Origin of the sequence: Streptomyces regalis (assembly GCF_001509475.1) — a bacterium.
GTDB classification, from domain to species: domain Bacteria; phylum Actinomycetota; class Actinomycetes; order Streptomycetales; family Streptomycetaceae; genus Streptomyces; species Streptomyces regalis.
This window is the reverse complement of the sequence record NZ_LLZG01000387.1, coordinates 53989-71747: the sequence shown is the minus strand read 5'-3', so window position 1 is coordinate 71747 and position 17759 is coordinate 53989. Positions and strand designations below refer to the sequence as shown.

The window sequence follows — 17759 nt, the reverse complement described above, 5'->3', positions numbered from 1 at the left end:
CCCCAGGGGCTCCGCCCCTTCGACCCCGCCTCCTGGGGGCCTGCGGCCCCCAGACCCCCGCTTCGGCCCTGAACGGGCCTCGTCCTCAAACGCCGGACGGGCTGAATTGTGCGGACCGGCGCTGGGAAGTGAAGGCCCCAGCGGGTGGGTGGGGGCTAGGGATGGTGCGGCCTCGTCCTCACACGCCGGACGGGCTGGGGTGCCTGGAGCGGGGCCGGGGAGTGAATGCCGGCGTGGCGAGGCAGGGCCCCCGGCGGGTGGGTGAGGGATCGGGATGGCCGTGCCCGTCCTCGCGCGCCGGACGGGCTGGAACTATGCGACCGGCGTTGGGCGCAAGCGTCGGACGGGCCGAGGGGGGTGGCCGGTGTTGTAAGGGGCGTACCGTTCCCCCGCTAGTGACATCTTCGTCTTCACTGCGTACGCTCCTGAATATGGATATGCACACTGTGGTGGTGGGGACGTCCGGGGTCACCGCGTCCGACGTCCTTGCTGTGGCGCGCGGTGGGGCGCGTGTGGAGTTGTCGGGGGAGGCGGTCGCGGCGCTTGGTGCGGCGCGGGAGATCGTGGACGCGTTGGCGGCCAAGCCCGAGCCGGTCTACGGCGTCTCCACCGGCTTCGGCGCCCTGGCGACCCGGCACATCAGCCAGGAGCTGCGGGCCCAGCTGCAGCGCAACATCGTTCGCTCGCACGCCGCCGGGATGGGGCCGCGGGTGGAACGGGAGGTCGTACGGGCCCTGATGTTCCTGCGGCTCAAGACCGTCTGCTCGGGGCACACCGGTGTGCGGCCCGAGGTCGCGCAGACCATGGCCGATGTTCTCAACGCCGGTATCACGCCCGTCGTCCACGAGTACGGCTCCCTCGGCTGCTCCGGCGATCTCGCGCCCCTTTCGCACTGCGCCCTGACGCTCATGGGGGAGGGGGAGGCAGAGGGCCCGGACGGGAGCGTGCGGCCTGCCGGTGAACTTCTCGCCGCCCACGGCATCGCGCCCGTCGAGCTGCGTGAGAAGGAGGGCCTCGCCCTCCTCAACGGCACCGACGGCATGCTCGGCATGCTCGTCATGGCCCTCGCCGATCTGGACACCCTTTACAAGTCCGCCGACGTCACCGCCGCGCTGAGCCTCGAAGCGCTCCTCGGGACCGACAAGGTGCTCGCACCCGAGCTGCATGCCATTCGGCCGCATCCCGGTCAGGGCGCCTCCGCCGCCAACATGCTGGCCGTACTGAAGGGTTCGGAGCTGACCGGGCATCACCAGGACGACGCGCCCCGCGTCCAGGACGCGTACTCGGTGCGGTGTGCCCCGCAGGTCGCCGGTGCCGGGCGGGACACCATGGCGCATGCGCGGGTCGTCGCCGAGCGGGAGCTGGCCTCCGCCGTCGACAACCCCGTTGTGCTGCCGGACGGGCGCGTCGAGTCCAACGGCAACTTCCACGGGGCGCCCGTCGCCTACGTGCTCGACTTCCTCGCCATCGCCGTCGCCGACCTAGCCTCCATCGCCGAGCGGCGCACCGACCGGCTGCTGGACAAGAACCGCAGCCATGGGCTGCCGCCGTTCCTGGCCGACGACGCGGGTGTCGACTCGGGGCTGATGATCGCCCAGTACACGCAGGCCGCCCTGGTGAGCGAGTTGAAGCGGCTGGCCGTTCCCGCGTCCGCCGACTCCATTCCCTCCTCCGCCATGCAGGAGGACCACGTCTCCATGGGCTGGTCCGCCGCCCGCAAGCTGCGGACGGCCGTCGACAACCTCACGCGTGTGCTGGCGGTCGAGCTGTACGCCGCCACCCGTGCCATCGAGCTGCGGGAGGGGCTCGCCCCGGCACCGGCCTCGCAGGCGGTCATCGACGCCGTACGGGCCGCCGGTGTCCAGGGTCCGGGGCCGGACCGGTTCCTGGCGCCCGACCTCGCCGCCGCCGACGCGTTCGTGCGGGGTGGGGAGCTGGTGGTGGCGGTGGAGAAGGTCACCGGCCCGCTTCAGTAGTTCCGCTTCAGCAGTTCCGCAGGGAAGGGGGCCCTGTCCCACAAGCGACAGGGCCCCCTGCGGCAAAGGCGGGTTACTTCAGCTTCGCGGCCTGCGCGTCGATGAGGGCGGCCGGGACGTCGTACGCCTTGTCCGTCATCATCAGACCGAGGTTCATCGTGTAGTACGTGGCGATGGTGCTGTCGTGCCGGACCACCTCGACGTGCGTGGTGCCCACGTCGCCGTCCTCCAGGTCGCTCACCGCGGTGAACGCCACCGACTCGTCACCGGCCCCGGACGCCTTCTCCGAGGAGATCTTGGTGATCTTCTGGTCCGTGCCCTGCATGGTGACGGGGAAACCCCCGGAGCAGCTCTCCACCGCGTCCGACACGGACTTGAAGGTCTGCTCGGCGCCGTCACCGTCGTACGAGGAGAGTCCCACGACGGTCATGTCGAGGCTCAGCGCATCCGTGAAGGAGTCCTCGAACTCGCCCTCGGTCAGGTCCTCGAGGGACTTGGAAGCGGTGTCGGAGGGCTTCTTCTTGTCCTCCCTGACCATGACGGCCGTGGTCGAGGCCGCGTCGCCCGGCGCCAGGCCGCCCATGGCGTAGGCCAGCGGGACGCAATTCTCCTCGCTGCTCTTGATGTCGTCCTTGGACTTCGGCAGCTGCTTGCCGGAGGTGTCCACCTTGTATCCGTCGACATCGCTCTCGGCGATGATCGCCTTCTTCAGCTCCGCGGAGCTCAGCGCCTTCGCGTCCGAACCGCCGGAGTCACCCCCGCAACCCGTGACAAGGGCGAGCGTCAGCGCGCTCACGGCAACCGTGGCGGCTACACGCACGCCCGATGATCTCTTCATGGGCGGACTATGCCACGTCTGATGTTGCTGCTGCCGCAGCGGGCCAGGTGAAGAGAGCATCAAGTGGATTCAGAATCCGAGACGTTCCCGACGTACCGAGTAGGCGACGAAGCCCGCGCCCAGCGCGAGGAAGGCGGTCCCGCCGACGATGTACGGCGTGGTGTCGAAGCTTCCGGTGTCGGCGAGCCGGGTGCTGTCCGCGGCGGTCTCGTCCGTGCTCTCGGACGCGGCCCGTGCCTGCTGGGTGACCTGCATCGTCGGGGTCGCCGAGGGGGCCGTTCTCGCCGGCTCGTCCCCATTCGCGTTGGCGGAGGGCACGAACCACAGGGCGCCCAGCAGGGCCCCCGCGGCGGTGGCGGTCAGCAGCGATCGGCGTGCGGTGGACGACGATCGGTGAGCGGCGGACACGGAATATCGATCCCCTTGTGGTGCTGGCGAATTGGCCGTGTGGGGCGATGTTAGTGAAAGTCGCGGGTCACGGGAAAGTCACGGGCGAAATGAGCCGTACGCTCCGGGCATGAGTACACCAGAAACATCACGTTTTGTACGGCTTCGCGTGGAACTCGTCCTCGAAGTGGACGACGAGGACGCCCTGGCCAAGGCCGCGCTACGGCGCATCTCCGCCGACGAGACCGTGCCGGCCGACGAACGAGCCCACGCCGAAAGCGCTGTGACGGAAGACACGGCGGAAGCCCTCGCTTACCTCGTCGACCCGTTCGACCTGGTCAGCGAGGTGCCGGGGGTCGAGCTCGCGCAAGCCTCCTGGTCCAGCGAGCGAATCGGCTACGACCCGGATTCGCCGGAGTGGGACCTCGACGACGATGATGTCGACGAGGACTTCGACGACGAAGGCGCCGAAAGCGCCGAAGGGACCGAAGGGGCCAAGAGGGTCGGCTGACGCGGCTTGGGGAAATCGTGACCCCGGGCGGCAACCGCCGTCCGGGGTTTCGTCGTCTCATGGGACGCACTGACCGACACCCGCACCAGCCGCCCCGGCGGACGTGGTGTTCCCCACACATACAAGGAATGTGGAACGGGACGAACCGGTCGCAGCGTTGAAGATTCTTGACGGGGACTCTCGGGGTTTTTGGGGATTCGGGAACAATGGAGAAGCGTGTGATGACGAACAGTAAGCGGCGCAAGGGCCTGGCGGTCGCGTCCGCACTGCTCGGCGGTGTCCTGGTGCTCTCTGCCTGCTCCGGCGGCGACGACAACGCCTCCGGCGACGGCGGCGACTCCTCGCAGGCCAAGGTCGACGAGGCGGCCGCCAAGAAGACCTCCGAGGCCCAGATCAAGATCACGCCCGAGGACGGCACCGACAACGCCTCCATCAACAACTCCGCCGCCGTCACCGTGAGCAAGGGCACGCTCACCGAGGTGACGATGACGACCGCCGAGGGCGCCGCGGTCGAGGGCGAGATATCCGCGGACAAGACCAGCTGGAAGCCCACCGGCCAGCTGGAGCGCTCGACCACCTACAAGATCGCGGTGTCGGCGAAGGACGCGAAGGGCCTCGCAGCCCACGAGAACGCCTCGTTCACCACGGTCTCCCCGGCCAACAGCTTCCTCGGCTACTTCACGCCGGAGGACGGCTCCACGGTCGGCGTCGGCATGCCCGTGTCGATCAACTTCGACAAGGCGATCAGCAACAAGGCGGACGTCCAGAAGGGCATCACCGTCTCCAGCACCAGCGGCCAGGAAGTCGTCTGCCACTGGTTCAACGACACCCGCATGGACTGCCGTCCCGACGACTACTGGCAGGGGGGCTCCACCGTCACCCTGAAGATGGCCCTCGACGGCGTCGAGGGTGCCGATGGTGTCTACGGCGTCCAGCAGAAGACCGTCACCTTCAAGATCGGCCGCAACCAGGTCTCCTACGTCGACGCGCAGACCAAGCAGATGAAGGTCACGCAGAACGGCAAGACCATCAAGACGATCCCGATCTCCGCCGGCTCGCCCGAGAACAAGACGTACGAGGGCCAGATGGTGATCTCCGAGAAGTTCGTGGAGACCCGGATGAACGGCGCGACGGTCGGCTTCACCGACGACGACGGCAAGGGCGAGTACGACATCAAGGACGTGCCGCACGCCATGCGTCTGTCCACCTCCGGTACCTTCGTGCACGGCAACTACTGGGGCGCCAAGTCCATCTTCGGCAACGTGAACACCAGCCACGGCTGCGTGGGCCTGTCCGACACCAAGGGCGCCAAGGACAAGGGCACCGCAGGCTACTGGTTCTACACCAACTCGATCGTCGGTGACGTCGTCGTCGTCCAGAACACCGGCGACAAGACCATCGCGCCGGACAACGGCCTCAACGGCTGGAACATGGACTGGGCGCAGTGGAAGGCCGGTTCGGCGGTCTGACGCCTGCCGTGCGCTGACGCGCTGACCTGGAGCTGCTGAAGGCGGTCACCCGATCGGGTGGCCGCCTTCAAGTTTCGCTTTGCATAAGGGAGTTGCCGGTAAAGTCCGGCATGTGACGCGCCTTCGGGTGCGCCTCCCTTGTTCCGGGCCCCACCCCATCGGGGCCCGGCCCGAAGCGGGGCGGTTCCGGGCAATGAAAAAGGCCGCCTCCCTATGGAAAGGGAGGCGCACCCAGTGGGACGTCATGCCAAGCCGAAGCCGACTCTCGTGTGCCGGGTGATCCGGTGCCTGCCAGAAAGGTGGGCCAAGCACGCGAGGAGGTGGTGGCTCTGGCTGCTCGCCAGGTAGCGGGAGGTCCCCAGATCCACTAGGGGCCTTCCACCAAAGCGCCTGTTGAGCTGAAGCCCCTGTCACGGTGCCCGCCGTGGCGGGGGCTTCTTGTATCTAGGAAAGTACACCGTCGGCACTCACCGCAAGCCCGACTCGGCCACACGCGCCCGAACCACGGTCGCGGGTTGACAGCCGTGCGCGGGCTCACCCCTGGCCCGGGTGCAGCCTTCTCATCCTTCTCTTATGTCGGCCTTATCCAGTCATCACGCGCCGTCCCTAGCTTGCGGCGCATGTTCTTCACCTACTTGAGGCGCGAGCTGCGCCGCCGCAGAAAGGCGGCCCTCGTCGTCGCCTCCGGACTTGCGCTGGGCATCGCGCTGGTCATCGTGGTCAACTCCGTGTCCTCCGGGATGAGCACGGCCCAGGACAAGGTCCTGCAGTCCCTGTACGGCCTGGGCACGGACATGACCGTCACCAAGGCCGCCGAGCCGGCCGCGAACAGCTCCGAGCGGCCGCGTTTCCAGTTCGATGCCCAGGACAGCGACTCCGACGAGGAGCAGTCCAGCGACCGCGTCATGGTCCAGGGTTTCCAGACGCTGTCGAGTTCGACCGTGACCAAGGTCGGCGATCAGAGCGGTGTCGCGGACGCGGTGGGCGGGTTGAGCCTGCAGGTCGTCAAGGTCAGCGGGCAGTTCACGCGGGGGCAGTTCCAGCAGGACCAGAACAGTGGGGGCCAGCAGGGCGGTGGACCCGGCCAGGGCGGTGGCGGCAGCAGCAGTCAGCCGCAGGGTGAAGTGCGTGGTGGCGGCGCCGACTTCGACGTCAACAGCTACTCCGTCTACGGCACCGACGTCACCAAGCCGGCGCTCGGTCCGCTGACCTCCTCGAAGATCACCAGCGGCCGTACGTTCAAGACGACGGAGACGAACGCCAAGGTCGTCGTCGCCGACACCTCGTACGCCAAGGAGAAGAAGCTCAAGGTCGGCTCGACCGTCACCGTCAAGGGCACCAAGTTCAAGGTGATCGGCATCGCCACGCCCGACAGCGGGGACGCCGCCGCCAACCTCTACATCCCGCTGAAGCAGGCGCAGACGCTCGCCGACGCCAAGGACAAGGTCACCACGATCTACGTCAAGGCGACCGACTCCCAGCAGATCGACTCCGTCAAGTCGACGATCCAGAAGAACATCTCCGGTACGACGGTGACGACCTCCGCCGACCTCGCGGACACGGTGTCCGGCTCCCTGTCGACGGCTTCGTCCCTCGCGACCAGTGTCGGCAAGTGGCTGTCCATCGCGGTGCTGGTGGCGGCGTTCCTGGTGGCCGGGTTGCTGACGTCGTCGGCGGTGTCGCGCCGGGTGCGGGAGTTCGGCACGCTGAAGGCGCTGGGGTGGAAGTCGGGGCGGGTGACCCGGCAGGTGGTCGGCGAGGCGGTCGTCAACGGGCTGCTCGGCGGCGTGCTGGGGATCGCGGTCGGGCTTGCGGGGGCGTACGTCGTGACGGCGATCAGTCCGACGCTGCAGGCGCAGTTGGGCGGTGGCAGTGGCGGAACCGGCGGTGGCCCGGGGGGCGGTGGCTTCGGAGGCGGTCCCGGGCGGCAGACGGCGAGCACGACGCTGGACGTCGCGCTGACCGCGCCCGTCAGCCTTACGACGGTTGCCCTTGCGGTCGGGCTCGCGGTGACGGGTGGGCTGATCGCCGGTGCCTTCGGCGGCTGGCGTGCGTCGCGGCTCCGTCCGGCCGATGCACTGCGCCGCGTCGAGTAGCCGACGTCGGCTGCGGCTGGGCGGGGGTGGTCGCGCAACCCGGCCCTTGCGGGGTGCCGCTCTCTTTGGGACGGGCGCCGCCCCAGCGGCACGACTGCCCGCAGCTACGTGGGCTGCGGCGGCCCGCAACTGCGCAGGCTATGACGGCCCGCGGCTACGCAGGCTGTGGCGGTCGGCAGCGACGCAGGCTGCGACGGTGCACGGCCACGCGGACTGCGAGGGTCGGCGGTTGTACGCAGGCTACGACGGCCCGCCGGTTGCGACGGCCTGCAGCTACGCATGCTGCAGCGGTCGGCAACCGCGCAGGCCGCGGCGGTCGGTGGCTGTGCACGCTGCGGTGGCTGGCCCTGCCGTGAGTCGTCCAGCGGCGGTGCAGTGCAGTCGGCGGGACTGCACTCATCCATAGGGGCGCGGGGAACTGCGCGATCAGCCCCCACCGACCCGCAGACACGCTGCGATGCCCCGCCCTGCCGTGAGTTGTCGAGTGGCGGTGCAGTGCAGTCGGCGGGACTGCACTCACCCATAGGGGCGCGGGGAACTGCGCGACCAGCCCCCGTCCACCCGCAGTCACACACGATCCGATCCACCCCCGAACCCCACCCAGGAGTCACCCACCATGTACGAACTCAGAAACGTCACCAAGCGCTACACCCGAGGAAAGGAAACCGTCGACGCCCTCGACGGAGTCGACCTCACCATCGCCGACGGCGACCGGCTCGTCATCCAGGGCCCCACCGGCGGTGGCAAGTCCACCCTCCTCCAGATGCTCGGCGGCCTGGACCGGCCCACCGCAGGGGAAGTCGTTCTCGACGGCACCGACTTGGCCAGGCTCTCCGAGACCCGGCTGACAAAGGTCCGCAGCGAGAACATCGGCTTCGTCTTCCAGTCCTTCAACCTCATCCCCACCCTCACCGCACAGGAGAACGTGGAGACCGCCCTCGTCCCCCTCGGCGTCAAGACGAAGGAGCGGCGCGAACGGGCCGCCGAGGCGCTGAAGTCGGTCGGGCTCGGCGAGCGGCTCGGGCATCTGCCGAGCGAGATGTCCGGCGGGCAGCAGCAGCGCGTCGCCATCGCCCGCGCGCTGGTCAAGGAGCCGAAGGTGCTGCTGGCGGACGAACCCACCGGCAACCTCGACGAGTCGATGCGCGACGAGATCATGGACGTACTCGAACGCATGTGGAAGGAACTCGGGTTGACCTTCATCGTGGTCACCCACGACTCGGCGATCGCGAAAAAGGCGCCGCGGCTGGCGACCATCCGCAAGGGGCGGATCACTGTCAAGGAGAACGCAGGGGCGTAACTCGACGAGTTTGTAACGGAGTTCACGCGGTCGCGTAACAGTCGGCAGGCGTGCTTCTTGCCTTCTTCTCATCTATTGAGGTGCCTGATCGCCCCTCGGCATACTGAGTATTCCGGGGGGCGACACGCGTGCGTGCGGGACCACCCCCGGCCGGGCGAACGGGAATTCGCCCGGACCTTCTGCAAGGGGGAAACTTGCGCAGAAAAGTCAAAAGAATATGTGCGGCCTCTGTCGCCACGGCGGCCGCCGTCGCCCTCGCCGCAGGCATGACCAGCCCGGCGTCGGCCGATCCGGAGCAGCGCCCGTCCGGCGCCGCTGCCTCGCTCACCTCCCCTCACCGCATCACCCTGATCACGGGTGACCGGGTCTCCGTCGACTCCAAGGGCCGCGTGGTCGGCCTGGAGCGGGCGAAGGGGCGCGAGCAGATACCCGTACAGATACGCAAGGCCGACGGGCACACGTACGTCACCCCGGCCGACGCGGTCCGGCTGGTCGCCACCGGCAAGCTCGACCAGCGGCTGTTCGACATCACCGAGCTCAACAAGTTCGCGACCCGCACCTCCCAGGCCAAGGGCCTGAAGGTCATCGTCGGCTACCAGGGTGCCGCGGCCGGCGCCAAGGCGGACGTCCGGGACGCGGGCAAGCTCCGCCGGACCCTGAAGTCCCTCAACGCGGACGCGGTGCAGACCCCGCACCAGGACGCGCCCGAACTGTGGGACGCGCTCACCAACGGCAACAGGACCGCCTCCGGCATCGCGCACGTCTGGCTCGACGGCGTCCGCAAGGCCAGCCTCGACAAGTCCGTCGCGCAGATCGGCGCCCCCAAGGCGTGGGCGGCCGGCTACGACGGCAAGGGCGTCAAGATCGCCGTCCTGGACACCGGCGTCGACGCGACCCACCCGGACCTCAAGGACCAGGTGATCGCGGCCAAGAACTTCACACCGTCCGCCACCGCGGACGACAAGGTCGGCCACGGCACACACGTCGCGTCCATCGCGGCGGGCACCGGCGCGAAGTCCGGCGGCAAGTACAAGGGTGTGGCACCCGGCGCCGACATCCTCAGCGGCAAGGTCCTCGACGACACCGGCTCCGGTGACGACTCCGGCATCCTCGCCGGCATGGAGTGGGCCGCTGAGCAGGGCGCCCAGGTCGTCAACCTCAGCCTGGGCGGCATGGACACCCCGGAGGTCGACCCGCTGGAGGCAGCGGTCAACAAGCTGTCCGCCGAGAAGGGGATCCTGTTCGCGATCGCGGCGGGCAACTCCGGCCCGGAGTCGGTCGGTTCGCCGGGCAGCGCGGACGCCGCGCTCACCGTCGGCGCCGTCGACGACAAGGACAAGCTCGCCGAGTTCTCCAGCACCGGCCCGCGGCTCGGCGACGGCGCGATCAAGCCGGACGTGACCGCGCCCGGCGTGGACATCACGGCCGCGTCCGCCAAGGGCAGCCTCATCGAACAGGAGGTCGGCGAGAAGCCGGCCGGGTACCTGACCATCTCGGGCACGTCGATGGCGACCCCGCATGTCGCGGGCGCCGCGGCGATCCTCAAGCAGCAGCACCCGGACTGGACGTACGCCGAGCTGAAGGGCGCGCTGACCGGTTCCACCAAGGGCGGCAAGTACACGCCGTTCGAGCAGGGTTCGGGCCGTATCCAGGTCGACAAGGCCATCAAGCAGACCGTGATCGCCGACCCGGTGTCGGTGAGCTTCGGTGTGCAGCAGTGGCCGCACACCGACGACAAGCCGGTCACCAAGGCGCTGACGTACCGCAACTTCGGTACGGACGACGTCACGCTCACGCTGTCCGCGACTGCCACCAACCCCAAGGGCCAGGCGGCTCCCGCGGGCTTCTTCAAGCTCGGTGCGACGAAGGTGACGGTCCCGGCGGGCGGCAAGGCCGCCGTCGACTTCACCGTCAACACCAAGCTGGGCGGCACGCTCGACGGCGCCTACTCCGCTTATGTGACGGCGACGGGCGGCGGGCAGAGCGTCCGTACGGCCGCCGCGGTGCAGCGCGAGGTGGAGTCGTACGACGTCACCGTCAAGCACATCGACAAGGACGGCAAGCCGGCCCCCGACTACAACACCCTCCTGCTCGGCTACTCGGGTCTGGCGACGGACCGGTTCTACCAGGTGCCGGTCGCCGAGTCCGGCACGATCAAGATGCGGCTGCCCAAGGGCACGTATCTGCTGGACGGCTGGATCGCCAAGGACTGGGTGAACTTCGAGGGCGGCCTCGACTGGGTGGTCCAGCCGAAGCTGAGCGTCACCAAGAACACCTCCGTCACGATCGACGCTCGCAAGACCAGGTCGGCCGACATCACCGTGCCGGACGCGCAGGCCAAGCCGGTGGCCGCCGGCGCCGGTTACTTCTACGACGCGGCGGGCATCGGCATCGGCGTCGGCCTCGGCTCCTTCGCCGACGTGCGCATGGCGCACCTGGGCCCGGAGATCGCGAGCGGCCTGAGCCAGACCTGGAACGGCCAGTGGACCAAGGGCGCCGCCACCGAGTACGACGTCGCCACCACCGCCAAGGTCAAGAAGATCCAGGGCAACAAGGTCCGGCACTTCAAGGCGAGCGAGCTCGCCAAGGTGAAGAACCACCTCGGTGCCGCGGCCCCCGGCAAGACCGGCGGACTGCTCCCCGTGGGCGTCCTCCCCGAGGACGTCGCGATCGGCACGACGGTCGAGCAGAAGCTGCCGGGCTCGCGGACGGTGTACGTGTCGACGTCCGACAAGATCCAGTGGACGTTCGACTTCGAGCAGTACGCCGGCAAGGACGCGGACGGCAACCCGATCATCGACGCGTCCTACACCCTGGGCAATCCGCAGACCTTCAAGGCGGGCCAGAGCTACACGAAGACCTTCAACACGGCGGTCTTCGGCCCGCACATCAACAAGGACTACGGCCTGTTCCGTGACGGCAACGACATCTACGGGCTGCTGCCGTTGTTCGCCGACGCCAACAAGCACGCCGGTGCGTCGGAGTTCACCGCGGTGACCACGAGCCTGTACCGCAACGGCACCAAGGTCGGCACCAACGACGACCCGCTGTTCGGCGGCGGGATCTTCAAGGTTCCGGCCGCGGAGGCCGAGTACAAGCTGACGACCTCGGTCAAGCGGAGCACCAAGGTCGCGGCCGCCTCCACGCGGATCGACGCGAGCTGGACCTTCCGCTCCAAGAAGCCGACCGGCGATCAGGTCATGCTCCCGGCCTCCGCGGTCCGCTTCAACGCCAAGACGGGCCTGGACAGCCGGGTCGCCGCCGACAAGAAGGTGACGTTCCCGGTCACCGTCGTGGGCTCGGCCGCGGGCAGCAACCTCAAGTCGCTGCACGTGTACGTGTCGTACGACTACGGCCAGACCTGGAAGAAGCTCGAGGTCAGGAACGGCAAGATCACGGTGAAGAACCCGGCGAAGGGGAAGGCGATCTCCTTCCACGCCAAGATCGCCGACAAGAAGGGCAACAAGTCGACGATCTCGATCTACAACGCGTATTACGGCAAGTGATCCAGTGGCAGACATCTGAGATGTGAGCCATGAGCGAACCGCCCGCCGGAAGTGCAGCTTCCGGTGGGCGGTTCGTGTTTCGGTGAGGGCATGACGGCTCACACGGTGGAATACATCCGGTACCGCATTCCCGAGCAGCAATCGGCCGAGTTCCTGGCCGCCTACACCCGCGCCGCGGCCCAGCTGACCGCGTCCCCGCACTGCGTCGACTACGAACTCGCCCGCTGTGAGGAGGACTTCGAGCACTACGTCCTGCGCATCACCTGGACCTCGACGGCGGACCACCTGGAGGGCTTTCGCAAGTCGGAGCTGTTCCCCGACTTCCTCGCCGAGATCCGCCCGTACATCTCGTCCATCGAGGAGATGCGCCACTACAAGCCGACGGCGGTCCGCGGCACGGGCGCGTCGGTGCCGACGCTGTACGCCTGGGCGGGCGGCGCGGAGGCCTTCGCCCGACTGACGTCGGTCTTCTACGACATGGTCCTCAAGGACGACGTCCTGGCCCCGCTGTTCGCGGGCCTGGACCCGGCCCATGCGGAACATGTGGCGCTCTGGCTCGGCGAGGTCTTCGGTGGCCCACCCGCCTACTCCGAGACCCAGGGCGGCCACGGTCACATGGTCGCCAAGCACATGGGCCGGGGGATCACGGAGCCCCAGCGCCGCCGCTGGGTCAACCTCATCCAGGACGCGGCCGACGAGGCGGGTCTGCCGACGGACGCGGAGTTCCGTTCGGCGTTCCTGGCGTACGTGGAGTGGGGGACGCGGCTGGCGGTGTACTTCTCGGGCCCGGACGCGGCGGTGCCGGCGGAGCAGCCGGTGCCGAGGTGGAACTGGGGGGCCGCGCCGCCGTATCGGGGGTGACGCTCAGCGCGGCGACATGACCTCGTAGAGGTTGCCCGTCTCGTCGGCGAAGTACAGCCCCCGGGCGCACAGGGGGTGATCGACGCGGCCGTTGTCCGGGGCGGAGGGGTCGTTGCCGTAGGGGACGCCGAGGGTGTGCAGCCGCCCGAGGATCGCGTCGAAGGTCTCGGGATCGACGTCGAAGGCGAGATGGTGCCCCTCGGTCCCCTCGGCCGCCCCGGTCGCCCCGACCGTCATGAAGTCCAGCGTGAGCTGGTCGTTGACGCGGACGGGCGCGAAGTGGCCGCCGCTGCCGTCCGGGGGGAGCTGCTCCAGCAACGCCGGTCCCACGGCCGCGCGTCTGGTCGTACGACAGCTCGCCGAGCACGTCGGCAAGGCAGCCGTGTGCGTCGTGAGTCGCGTACGACGACGATGAGTTCCCGTCCGGCCTTTCCGGCGGCCGCCCTCGCGGTGGCCGTCGCGGCCGCTGCGGCTGCCGCGCACCGAGGTGGGGCCGGCGTCCGGTGCAGCGCTCGGCATGGCCGGTGCCGCGCTGCAGGCCGTCACCCGCAACCCGCTCGCCGATCCCGGCATCCTCGGGCTGAGCCAGGGGGCCGCGGCGGGGGTCGTACTGGCCGTCGCGCTCGGTCTCGCAGACGGCTTCGGTGGCCACGTCCGGTACGCCTTCGCCGGCGTCGGCGGGGACCGCGCTGTCGGCGATGACGGCCGGGGCCACGACCGTCGTCCTGACCTCGGGCTCCGCCACGCTCGACCAGTTCCGGTTCTGGCAGGTCGGCGCGCTCAGCGTACGGGTCGACCGGACGCGGCTCGGGCTCACCGTCCCCGGCGTCGTCCTCGCCGCCACGGCGACCGGTGCGGCGGGGCCGATCGGGTTCGTGGCGCTGACCGCGCCGCAGCTCGCCCCACGCCTCACGCGTACGCCCCAACTCCCGCTCTTCAACTCACCGCGCTGGTCGGCGGGCCGTATCTGCTGTGGCTGCCGGGGCGTCGTACGACGACACGCTGAGCGCCCCGGAGCGGTGCGGCTCCGGGGCCCTCGGTCATACGGCCGGCGTATCGGCTATCGGCGTCAGATCGTCGCCGTGTCGATCACGAAGCGGTAGCGCACATCGCTGTTGAGCACCCGCTCGTACGCCTCGTTGATCTGGTCCGCGTCGATCAGCTCGATCTCGGCGCCCAAACCGTGCTCGGCGCAGAAGTCCAGCATCTCCTGGGTCTCGGCGATGCCGCCGATCATCGAGCCGGCGAGGGTCTTGTTGCCGCCGATGAGCGAGAACAGGTTCAGGGCGATGGGCTCCTCCGGGGCACCCACGTTCACCAGGGCGCCGCCCGTCCTGAGCAGGCTGAGGTAGGCGCCGAAGTCCAGCGGCGCCGACACCGTGGAGAGGATCAGGTCGAAGGAGCCGGCGAGCTCCTCGAACGTCTTCGGGTCACTGGTCGCGTAGTAGTGGTCGGCGCCCAGCTTCAGGCCGTCGTCCTTCTTGCGCAGCGACTGCGACAGAACCGTCACCTCCGCACCGAGCGCGTCCGCGATCTTGACGCCCATATGGCCGAGGCCGCCCAGGCCGATCACGGCGACCTTCTTGCCCGGCCCCGCACCCCACTGCTTGAGCGGCGAGTACGTGGTGATGCCCGCGCACAGCAGCGGCGCGGCGACGTCCAGGGACAGGCCGTCGGGGATGCGGACGACGAAGTTCTCGTCGACGACGACCTTCTCCGAGTAGCCGCCGTAGGTGGGCTCGCCGTCCTTGCCGATGGCGTTGTACGTGCCGACCCCGCCACCGGTGCAGTGCTGCTCCAGGCCGGCCTTGCAGTTGTCGCACTCGCGGCAGGAGTCGACCAGACAGCCGACGCCCACACGGTCGCCGACCTGGTACTTGGTGACCCCGGAGCCGACCTCGGAGACGATGCCCGCGATCTCGTGGCCGGGGACCATCGGGAAGATCGCCTCGCCCCAGCCCTCGTGGGCCTGGTGGATGTCGGAGTGGCAGATACCGGCGAACTTGATGTCGATCAGGACGTCGAACTCGCCGACCTCACGGCGCTCGATGGTGGTGCGCTCCAGCGGAGCCTTGGCGGCGGGGACTGCGTATGCGGCAACGGTGGTCATGCCGGGGGTTCTCCTAGAGGGGATTGCGCGCCCGGCTGCCTTCTGACTTGCTGCTTTCCGTCCGGGCACGTCATCCAGCCTGCTGGATGACATCGGATCCACCCAGACCTCGGTTGTACGTACGTCCGCCGGTCCTACCACCGGCGGGGTCAGGCTCATGTGCGTAGGACCGGGAATACTTGAGGTATGGACGACATGCCCGAATCCACGGGACCCGCTGCTGACAGGGGCACCGACCCCGGTGCCGGCCTGGACCGGCGCGCCGAGCTCAGCGAGTTTCTGCGCACCCGGCGTGCCCGGCTGAAGCCGGAGGACGTCGGGTTGCCGGACTTCGGGCGGCACCGCCGGGTGCCGGGGCTGCGGCGCGAGGAGCTGGCACAGCTGGCCGGGGTGTCCGTGGCGTACTACACACGCCTGGAGCAGGGCAACGGGCGCAACGTCTCGGCGGAGGTCCTCGACGCGATCGCGCGGGCGCTGCGGCTGAGCGACGCCGAGCACGCGCACCTCACGCACCTCGCGAAGCCCAAGCAGCACAAGAAGAAGCAGGTCGCGCGGACGGAGCAGGTGCGTCCGGCGCTGCGGCAGCTGCTGGACTCCATCGACGGCGTGCCCGCGTACATCGCGGGGCGGCGCTCGGACATCCTCGCCTGGAACCGGATGGCGGCGGCGGTCTTCGGCGACTGGTCGGAGCTGCCGGCGCAGGAGCGGAACTGGGCGCGGCTGGTGTTCCTGCGGCCCGAGTACCGCGACCTGTTCGTGGAGTGGGACCAGAAGGCGTACGACATGGTCAGCTACCTCCGCATGGACGCGGGCTGCCACTCGGACGACCCGCTTCTGGCCGCCCTGGTCGGCGAACTCTCCGTCAAGAGCGAGGAGTTCCGGCAGCTGTGGGCCACGCATGACGTCAAGGAGAGGAACTACGGCGTCAAGCACATCCGGCATCCGCTGGTGGGCGAGCTGGCCTTGAACTTCGAGTCGTTCCGTCTGTCCGACGGCTCGGAACAGACCCTGATCACCTACCACGCGGAACCGGGGTCGCCGTCGGCGGAGGCGTTGCGGTTGCTGGCGAGCTGGGGCACCGACGCGACGAAGGCGGGGGCGGGTACGTCGGGTACGACGGGTACGGGGACGTCGGCGCCGTCGGTGTGAGCGGCGTCCGGGCCCCGTCCCGCCCTGTCCCGAGCCCCGTCAGGTGCCGAACCTCCACACGGCGCGGGCGCCGGGCCCGACCGTGAGGGTCGACCGGCCGATCCGTTCCTCGTGCCGGTACGGCACCGCCTCGTTGAGCGAGAACTCGACCTGACGCAGGCCCGCTTGGTCGCGTGCGACCGCGTCGAGGCGGATCGTCGTCCCGCCGCCCCGCGCCACGACCCCACCGCCCGGCACATCCCGGACGCTGAACCCGCCGGCCCGCAGCAACGGCACCGTGTCGGCCAGGTCGCCTTCGGTCACCGCGATGCGCACGGAGGCCACGTCACGCATCAGGTGGTCGCGGTAGCCGTCGGGCAGATAGCGCTCCCGGCCCACGTCCGCGGGATGAGCGGCCGGCTCGGTGTTGCTCCGCGGATCGGCGAAGTACTCCGGGCGGTACTCCATTGCCCAGGGGCCGAAAGCGTCGTACTGATCGGTGGTGAACACGGCGTCGAACCACGGCACCGGCACGCCGTCACCGAAGTCACGTGTCTGACGGAACTCGATCGGCTCGGCGATCCCCTGCTCCCGCAGTCGCGCGATCACCGCGCCCAGATCACCGGCCCGCTCGGTCGAGACGCCCATCCCGGCTGCGCCGAGTGTGCCGTCCTCGCCGGGCAGATCACCCACCCCGAACAGTTCGAGATACGTCTCCCGGCCCATCAGATAGCGGCCGGTCCAGGTCTGTCCGCCGGCCCCGGTCGTGGTGCGGACCTGGAAGTTCGCGAACTCCCGGAGATACGCGGAGTGTTCGATGGCGTCGGCGGTCTCCCGGTCGAGCACTCCGTAGGCGTGGTTGTAGAACAGCAGCTGTCGATCGGTCTGCGCCGGGCCCTCCTCGGCCAGCGCCGTCCCCGTACCGGTCCCGACCGCACCGGTCAGGACTACGACGAGGGCCAAAAGCACCTGTAACGCTCGGCGAAGCGGCATGGGGAGGAGCGTAGGCCTGCGTCCGCCCGATTCGCAGATGTTTTCGAAAATCGGGCGGCTTCGGGGCAGGTGAGGCGATGGGGTGGGGTGGGCGAGGTTCAGCGGCTGCCGCCCTCGACCGCCGAAGCGATGTCGTCCAGGTCCTTCGCGACCGCCTTGCTCACCGCCCGTGCGCCCACGGCACCCAGAATCCCGGCGAGCAGGCGCGTGACGCCGCCGGAGGCCGCGGCCGTGAACGTCATCCGGACCGTCGTCGCCGACGGGCCGTCCGGCCGCAGCAGCCATTCCGAGACGTAGTGGGTGCCGTGCGACTCGGCCTCCACCACATAGCGTTCGGGCGGTTCGCAGGCGGTCACCCACATCTCCTCGGTGGCTTCCTTGCCGAACATGCGCCGGGTCTCCCGCCACCGGGTACCGACGTCGAAGACCCCCTCCGTGAGGACATCGACGTGCGTGACACCGCTGAGCACGTGCGCCATGCCCCTCAGGTCGGTCAGGGACTCCCACACGCGCCCCTGACTTGCGGCGATGCGCCGCTCCACGACGACGCTTCTGCCTCTCGTGCCACCCGTGCCACCCATGTC

14 protein-coding genes and 1 pseudogene are annotated in these 17759 nt (G+C 69.2%); 9 read left to right on the top strand and 6 right to left on the bottom strand.

Features of this window, described 5'->3' with window-relative positions; translation table 11 throughout:
* The first annotated feature begins 437 nt into the window (after nt 1–437).
* On the top strand, nt 438–1976 hold the full coding sequence (gene hutH, locus ADL12_RS39590; protein ID WP_062712387.1) for a histidine ammonia-lyase: 1539 nt from the start codon (nt 438–440) through the stop codon (nt 1974–1976).
* Nucleotides 1977–2049: 73 nt separating this feature from the next.
* Here hutH and ADL12_RS39585 read toward each other — a convergent pair whose 3' ends face one another.
* Both ADL12_RS39585 and ADL12_RS39580 read right to left on the bottom strand, forming a co-directional pair.
* Nucleotides 2050–2814, bottom strand: a complete 765-nt coding sequence (locus ADL12_RS39585) for a hypothetical protein (protein ID WP_208614708.1) — start codon at nt 2812–2814, stop codon at nt 2050–2052.
* Between the two features lie 69 nt (nt 2815–2883).
* Entirely contained in the window at nt 2884–3222 is a 339-nt protein-coding gene (locus tag ADL12_RS39580) for a hypothetical protein (RefSeq protein ID WP_244188222.1), read from the bottom strand.
* Nucleotides 3223–3370: 148 nt separating this feature from the next.
* Between ADL12_RS39580 and ADL12_RS39575 the strand changes: the two genes are divergently transcribed.
* The 6 genes from ADL12_RS39575 to ADL12_RS39550 all read left to right on the top strand — a co-directional run bounded on the left by ADL12_RS39575 (nt 3371) and on the right by ADL12_RS39550 (nt 12944).
* Nucleotides 3371–3712 carry a hypothetical protein gene (locus ADL12_RS39575; protein WP_244188221.1) on the top strand — a complete coding sequence of 114 codons (342 nt, stop codon included), beginning with the start codon at nt 3371–3373 and terminating at the stop codon, nt 3710–3712.
* Between the two features lie 221 nt (nt 3713–3933).
* Nucleotides 3934–5181: a L,D-transpeptidase gene (locus tag ADL12_RS39570; RefSeq protein WP_062712378.1), complete on the top strand. Its 1248-nt coding sequence runs from the start codon at nt 3934–3936 to the stop codon at nt 5179–5181.
* A 620-nt stretch (nt 5182–5801) separates the two neighbouring features.
* Nucleotides 5802–7277, top strand: a complete 1476-nt coding sequence (locus tag ADL12_RS39565) for an ABC transporter permease (protein WP_062712404.1) — start codon at nt 5802–5804, stop codon at nt 7275–7277.
* Nucleotides 7278–7893: 616 nt separating this feature from the next.
* Complete coding sequence (locus tag ADL12_RS39560; RefSeq protein WP_062712375.1) at nt 7894–8577, top strand: ABC transporter ATP-binding protein; 684 nt, start codon at nt 7894–7896, stop codon at nt 8575–8577.
* A 266-nt stretch (nt 8578–8843) separates the two neighbouring features.
* Nucleotides 8844–12083 carry a S8 family peptidase gene (locus ADL12_RS39555; RefSeq protein WP_062712372.1) on the top strand — a complete coding sequence of 1080 codons (3240 nt, stop codon included), beginning with the start codon at nt 8844–8846 and terminating at the stop codon, nt 12081–12083.
* Between the two features lie 90 nt (nt 12084–12173).
* Nucleotides 12174–12944, top strand: coding sequence for a group II truncated hemoglobin (locus ADL12_RS39550; protein ID WP_062712401.1), 771 nt, complete (start codon nt 12174–12176; stop codon nt 12942–12944).
* Nucleotides 12945–12947: 3 nt separating this feature from the next.
* On the opposite strand, the gene ADL12_RS39545 is transcribed toward ADL12_RS39550, so the two are convergent.
* Nucleotides 12948–13274: a VOC family protein gene (locus ADL12_RS39545; protein WP_244188220.1), complete on the bottom strand. Its 327-nt coding sequence runs from the start codon at nt 13272–13274 to the stop codon at nt 12948–12950.
* 130 nt (nt 13275–13404) lie between these two features.
* On the opposite strand from ADL12_RS39545, the pseudogene ADL12_RS57310 reads away from it, so the two are divergent.
* Nucleotides 13405–13950, top strand: a pseudogene (locus tag ADL12_RS57310) (iron chelate uptake ABC transporter family permease subunit); the annotation flags it as partial.
* 63 nt (nt 13951–14013) lie between these two features.
* Here the strand turns inward: ADL12_RS57310 and ADL12_RS39535 are convergent.
* Nucleotides 14014–15054, bottom strand: coding sequence for an NAD(P)-dependent alcohol dehydrogenase (locus ADL12_RS39535; protein ID WP_062712363.1), 1041 nt, complete (start codon nt 15052–15054; stop codon nt 14014–14016).
* A gap of 186 nt (nt 15055–15240) precedes the next feature.
* Here ADL12_RS39535 and ADL12_RS39530 point away from each other — a divergent pair, with 186 nt between their 5' ends.
* Nucleotides 15241–16203: a helix-turn-helix domain-containing protein gene (locus ADL12_RS39530; protein WP_062712360.1), complete on the top strand. Its 963-nt coding sequence runs from the start codon at nt 15241–15243 to the stop codon at nt 16201–16203.
* A gap of 39 nt (nt 16204–16242) precedes the next feature.
* On the opposite strand, the gene ADL12_RS39525 is transcribed toward ADL12_RS39530, so the two are convergent.
* Together ADL12_RS39525 and ADL12_RS39520 are read right to left on the bottom strand one after the other, a co-directional pair.
* On the bottom strand, nt 16243–17175 hold the full coding sequence (locus ADL12_RS39525; protein WP_425265201.1) for a DUF5829 family protein: 933 nt from the start codon (nt 17173–17175) through the stop codon (nt 16243–16245).
* Between the two features lie 98 nt (nt 17176–17273).
* On the bottom strand, nt 17274–17756 hold the full coding sequence (locus ADL12_RS39520; protein ID WP_062712398.1) for an SRPBCC family protein: 483 nt from the start codon (nt 17754–17756) through the stop codon (nt 17274–17276).
* Nucleotides 17757–17759 lie beyond the last annotated feature (3 nt).

Bases quoted from the DNA above. Each gene is read 5' to 3' on its own strand.
- hutH (WP_062712387.1), top strand. From the start codon at position 438: ATGCACACTGTGGTGGTGGGGACGTCCGGGGTCACCGCGTCCGACGTC.
- ADL12_RS39585 (WP_208614708.1), bottom strand. From the start codon at position 2,814: ATGAAGAGATCATCGGGCGTGCGTGTAGCCGCCACGGTTGCCGTGAGC.
- ADL12_RS39570 (WP_062712378.1), top strand. From the start codon at position 3,934: ATGACGAACAGTAAGCGGCGCAAGGGCCTGGCGGTCGCGTCCGCACTG.
- ADL12_RS39565 (WP_062712404.1), top strand. From the start codon at position 5,802: ATGTTCTTCACCTACTTGAGGCGCGAGCTGCGCCGCCGCAGAAAGGCG.
- ADL12_RS39560 (WP_062712375.1), top strand. From the start codon at position 7,894: ATGTACGAACTCAGAAACGTCACCAAGCGCTACACCCGAGGAAAGGAA.
- ADL12_RS39555 (WP_062712372.1), top strand. From the start codon at position 8,844: ATGACCAGCCCGGCGTCGGCCGATCCGGAGCAGCGCCCGTCCGGCGCC.
- ADL12_RS39550 (WP_062712401.1), top strand. From the start codon at position 12,174: ATGACGGCTCACACGGTGGAATACATCCGGTACCGCATTCCCGAGCAG.
- ADL12_RS39535 (WP_062712363.1), bottom strand. From the start codon at position 15,054: ATGACCACCGTTGCCGCATACGCAGTCCCCGCCGCCAAGGCTCCGCTG.
- ADL12_RS39530 (WP_062712360.1), top strand. From the start codon at position 15,241: ATGGACGACATGCCCGAATCCACGGGACCCGCTGCTGACAGGGGCACC.
- ADL12_RS39525 (WP_425265201.1), bottom strand. From the start codon at position 17,175: ATGCCGCTTCGCCGAGCGTTACAGGTGCTTTTGGCCCTCGTCGTAGTC.
- ADL12_RS39520 (WP_062712398.1), bottom strand. From the start codon at position 17,756: ATGGGTGGCACGGGTGGCACGAGAGGCAGAAGCGTCGTCGTGGAGCGG.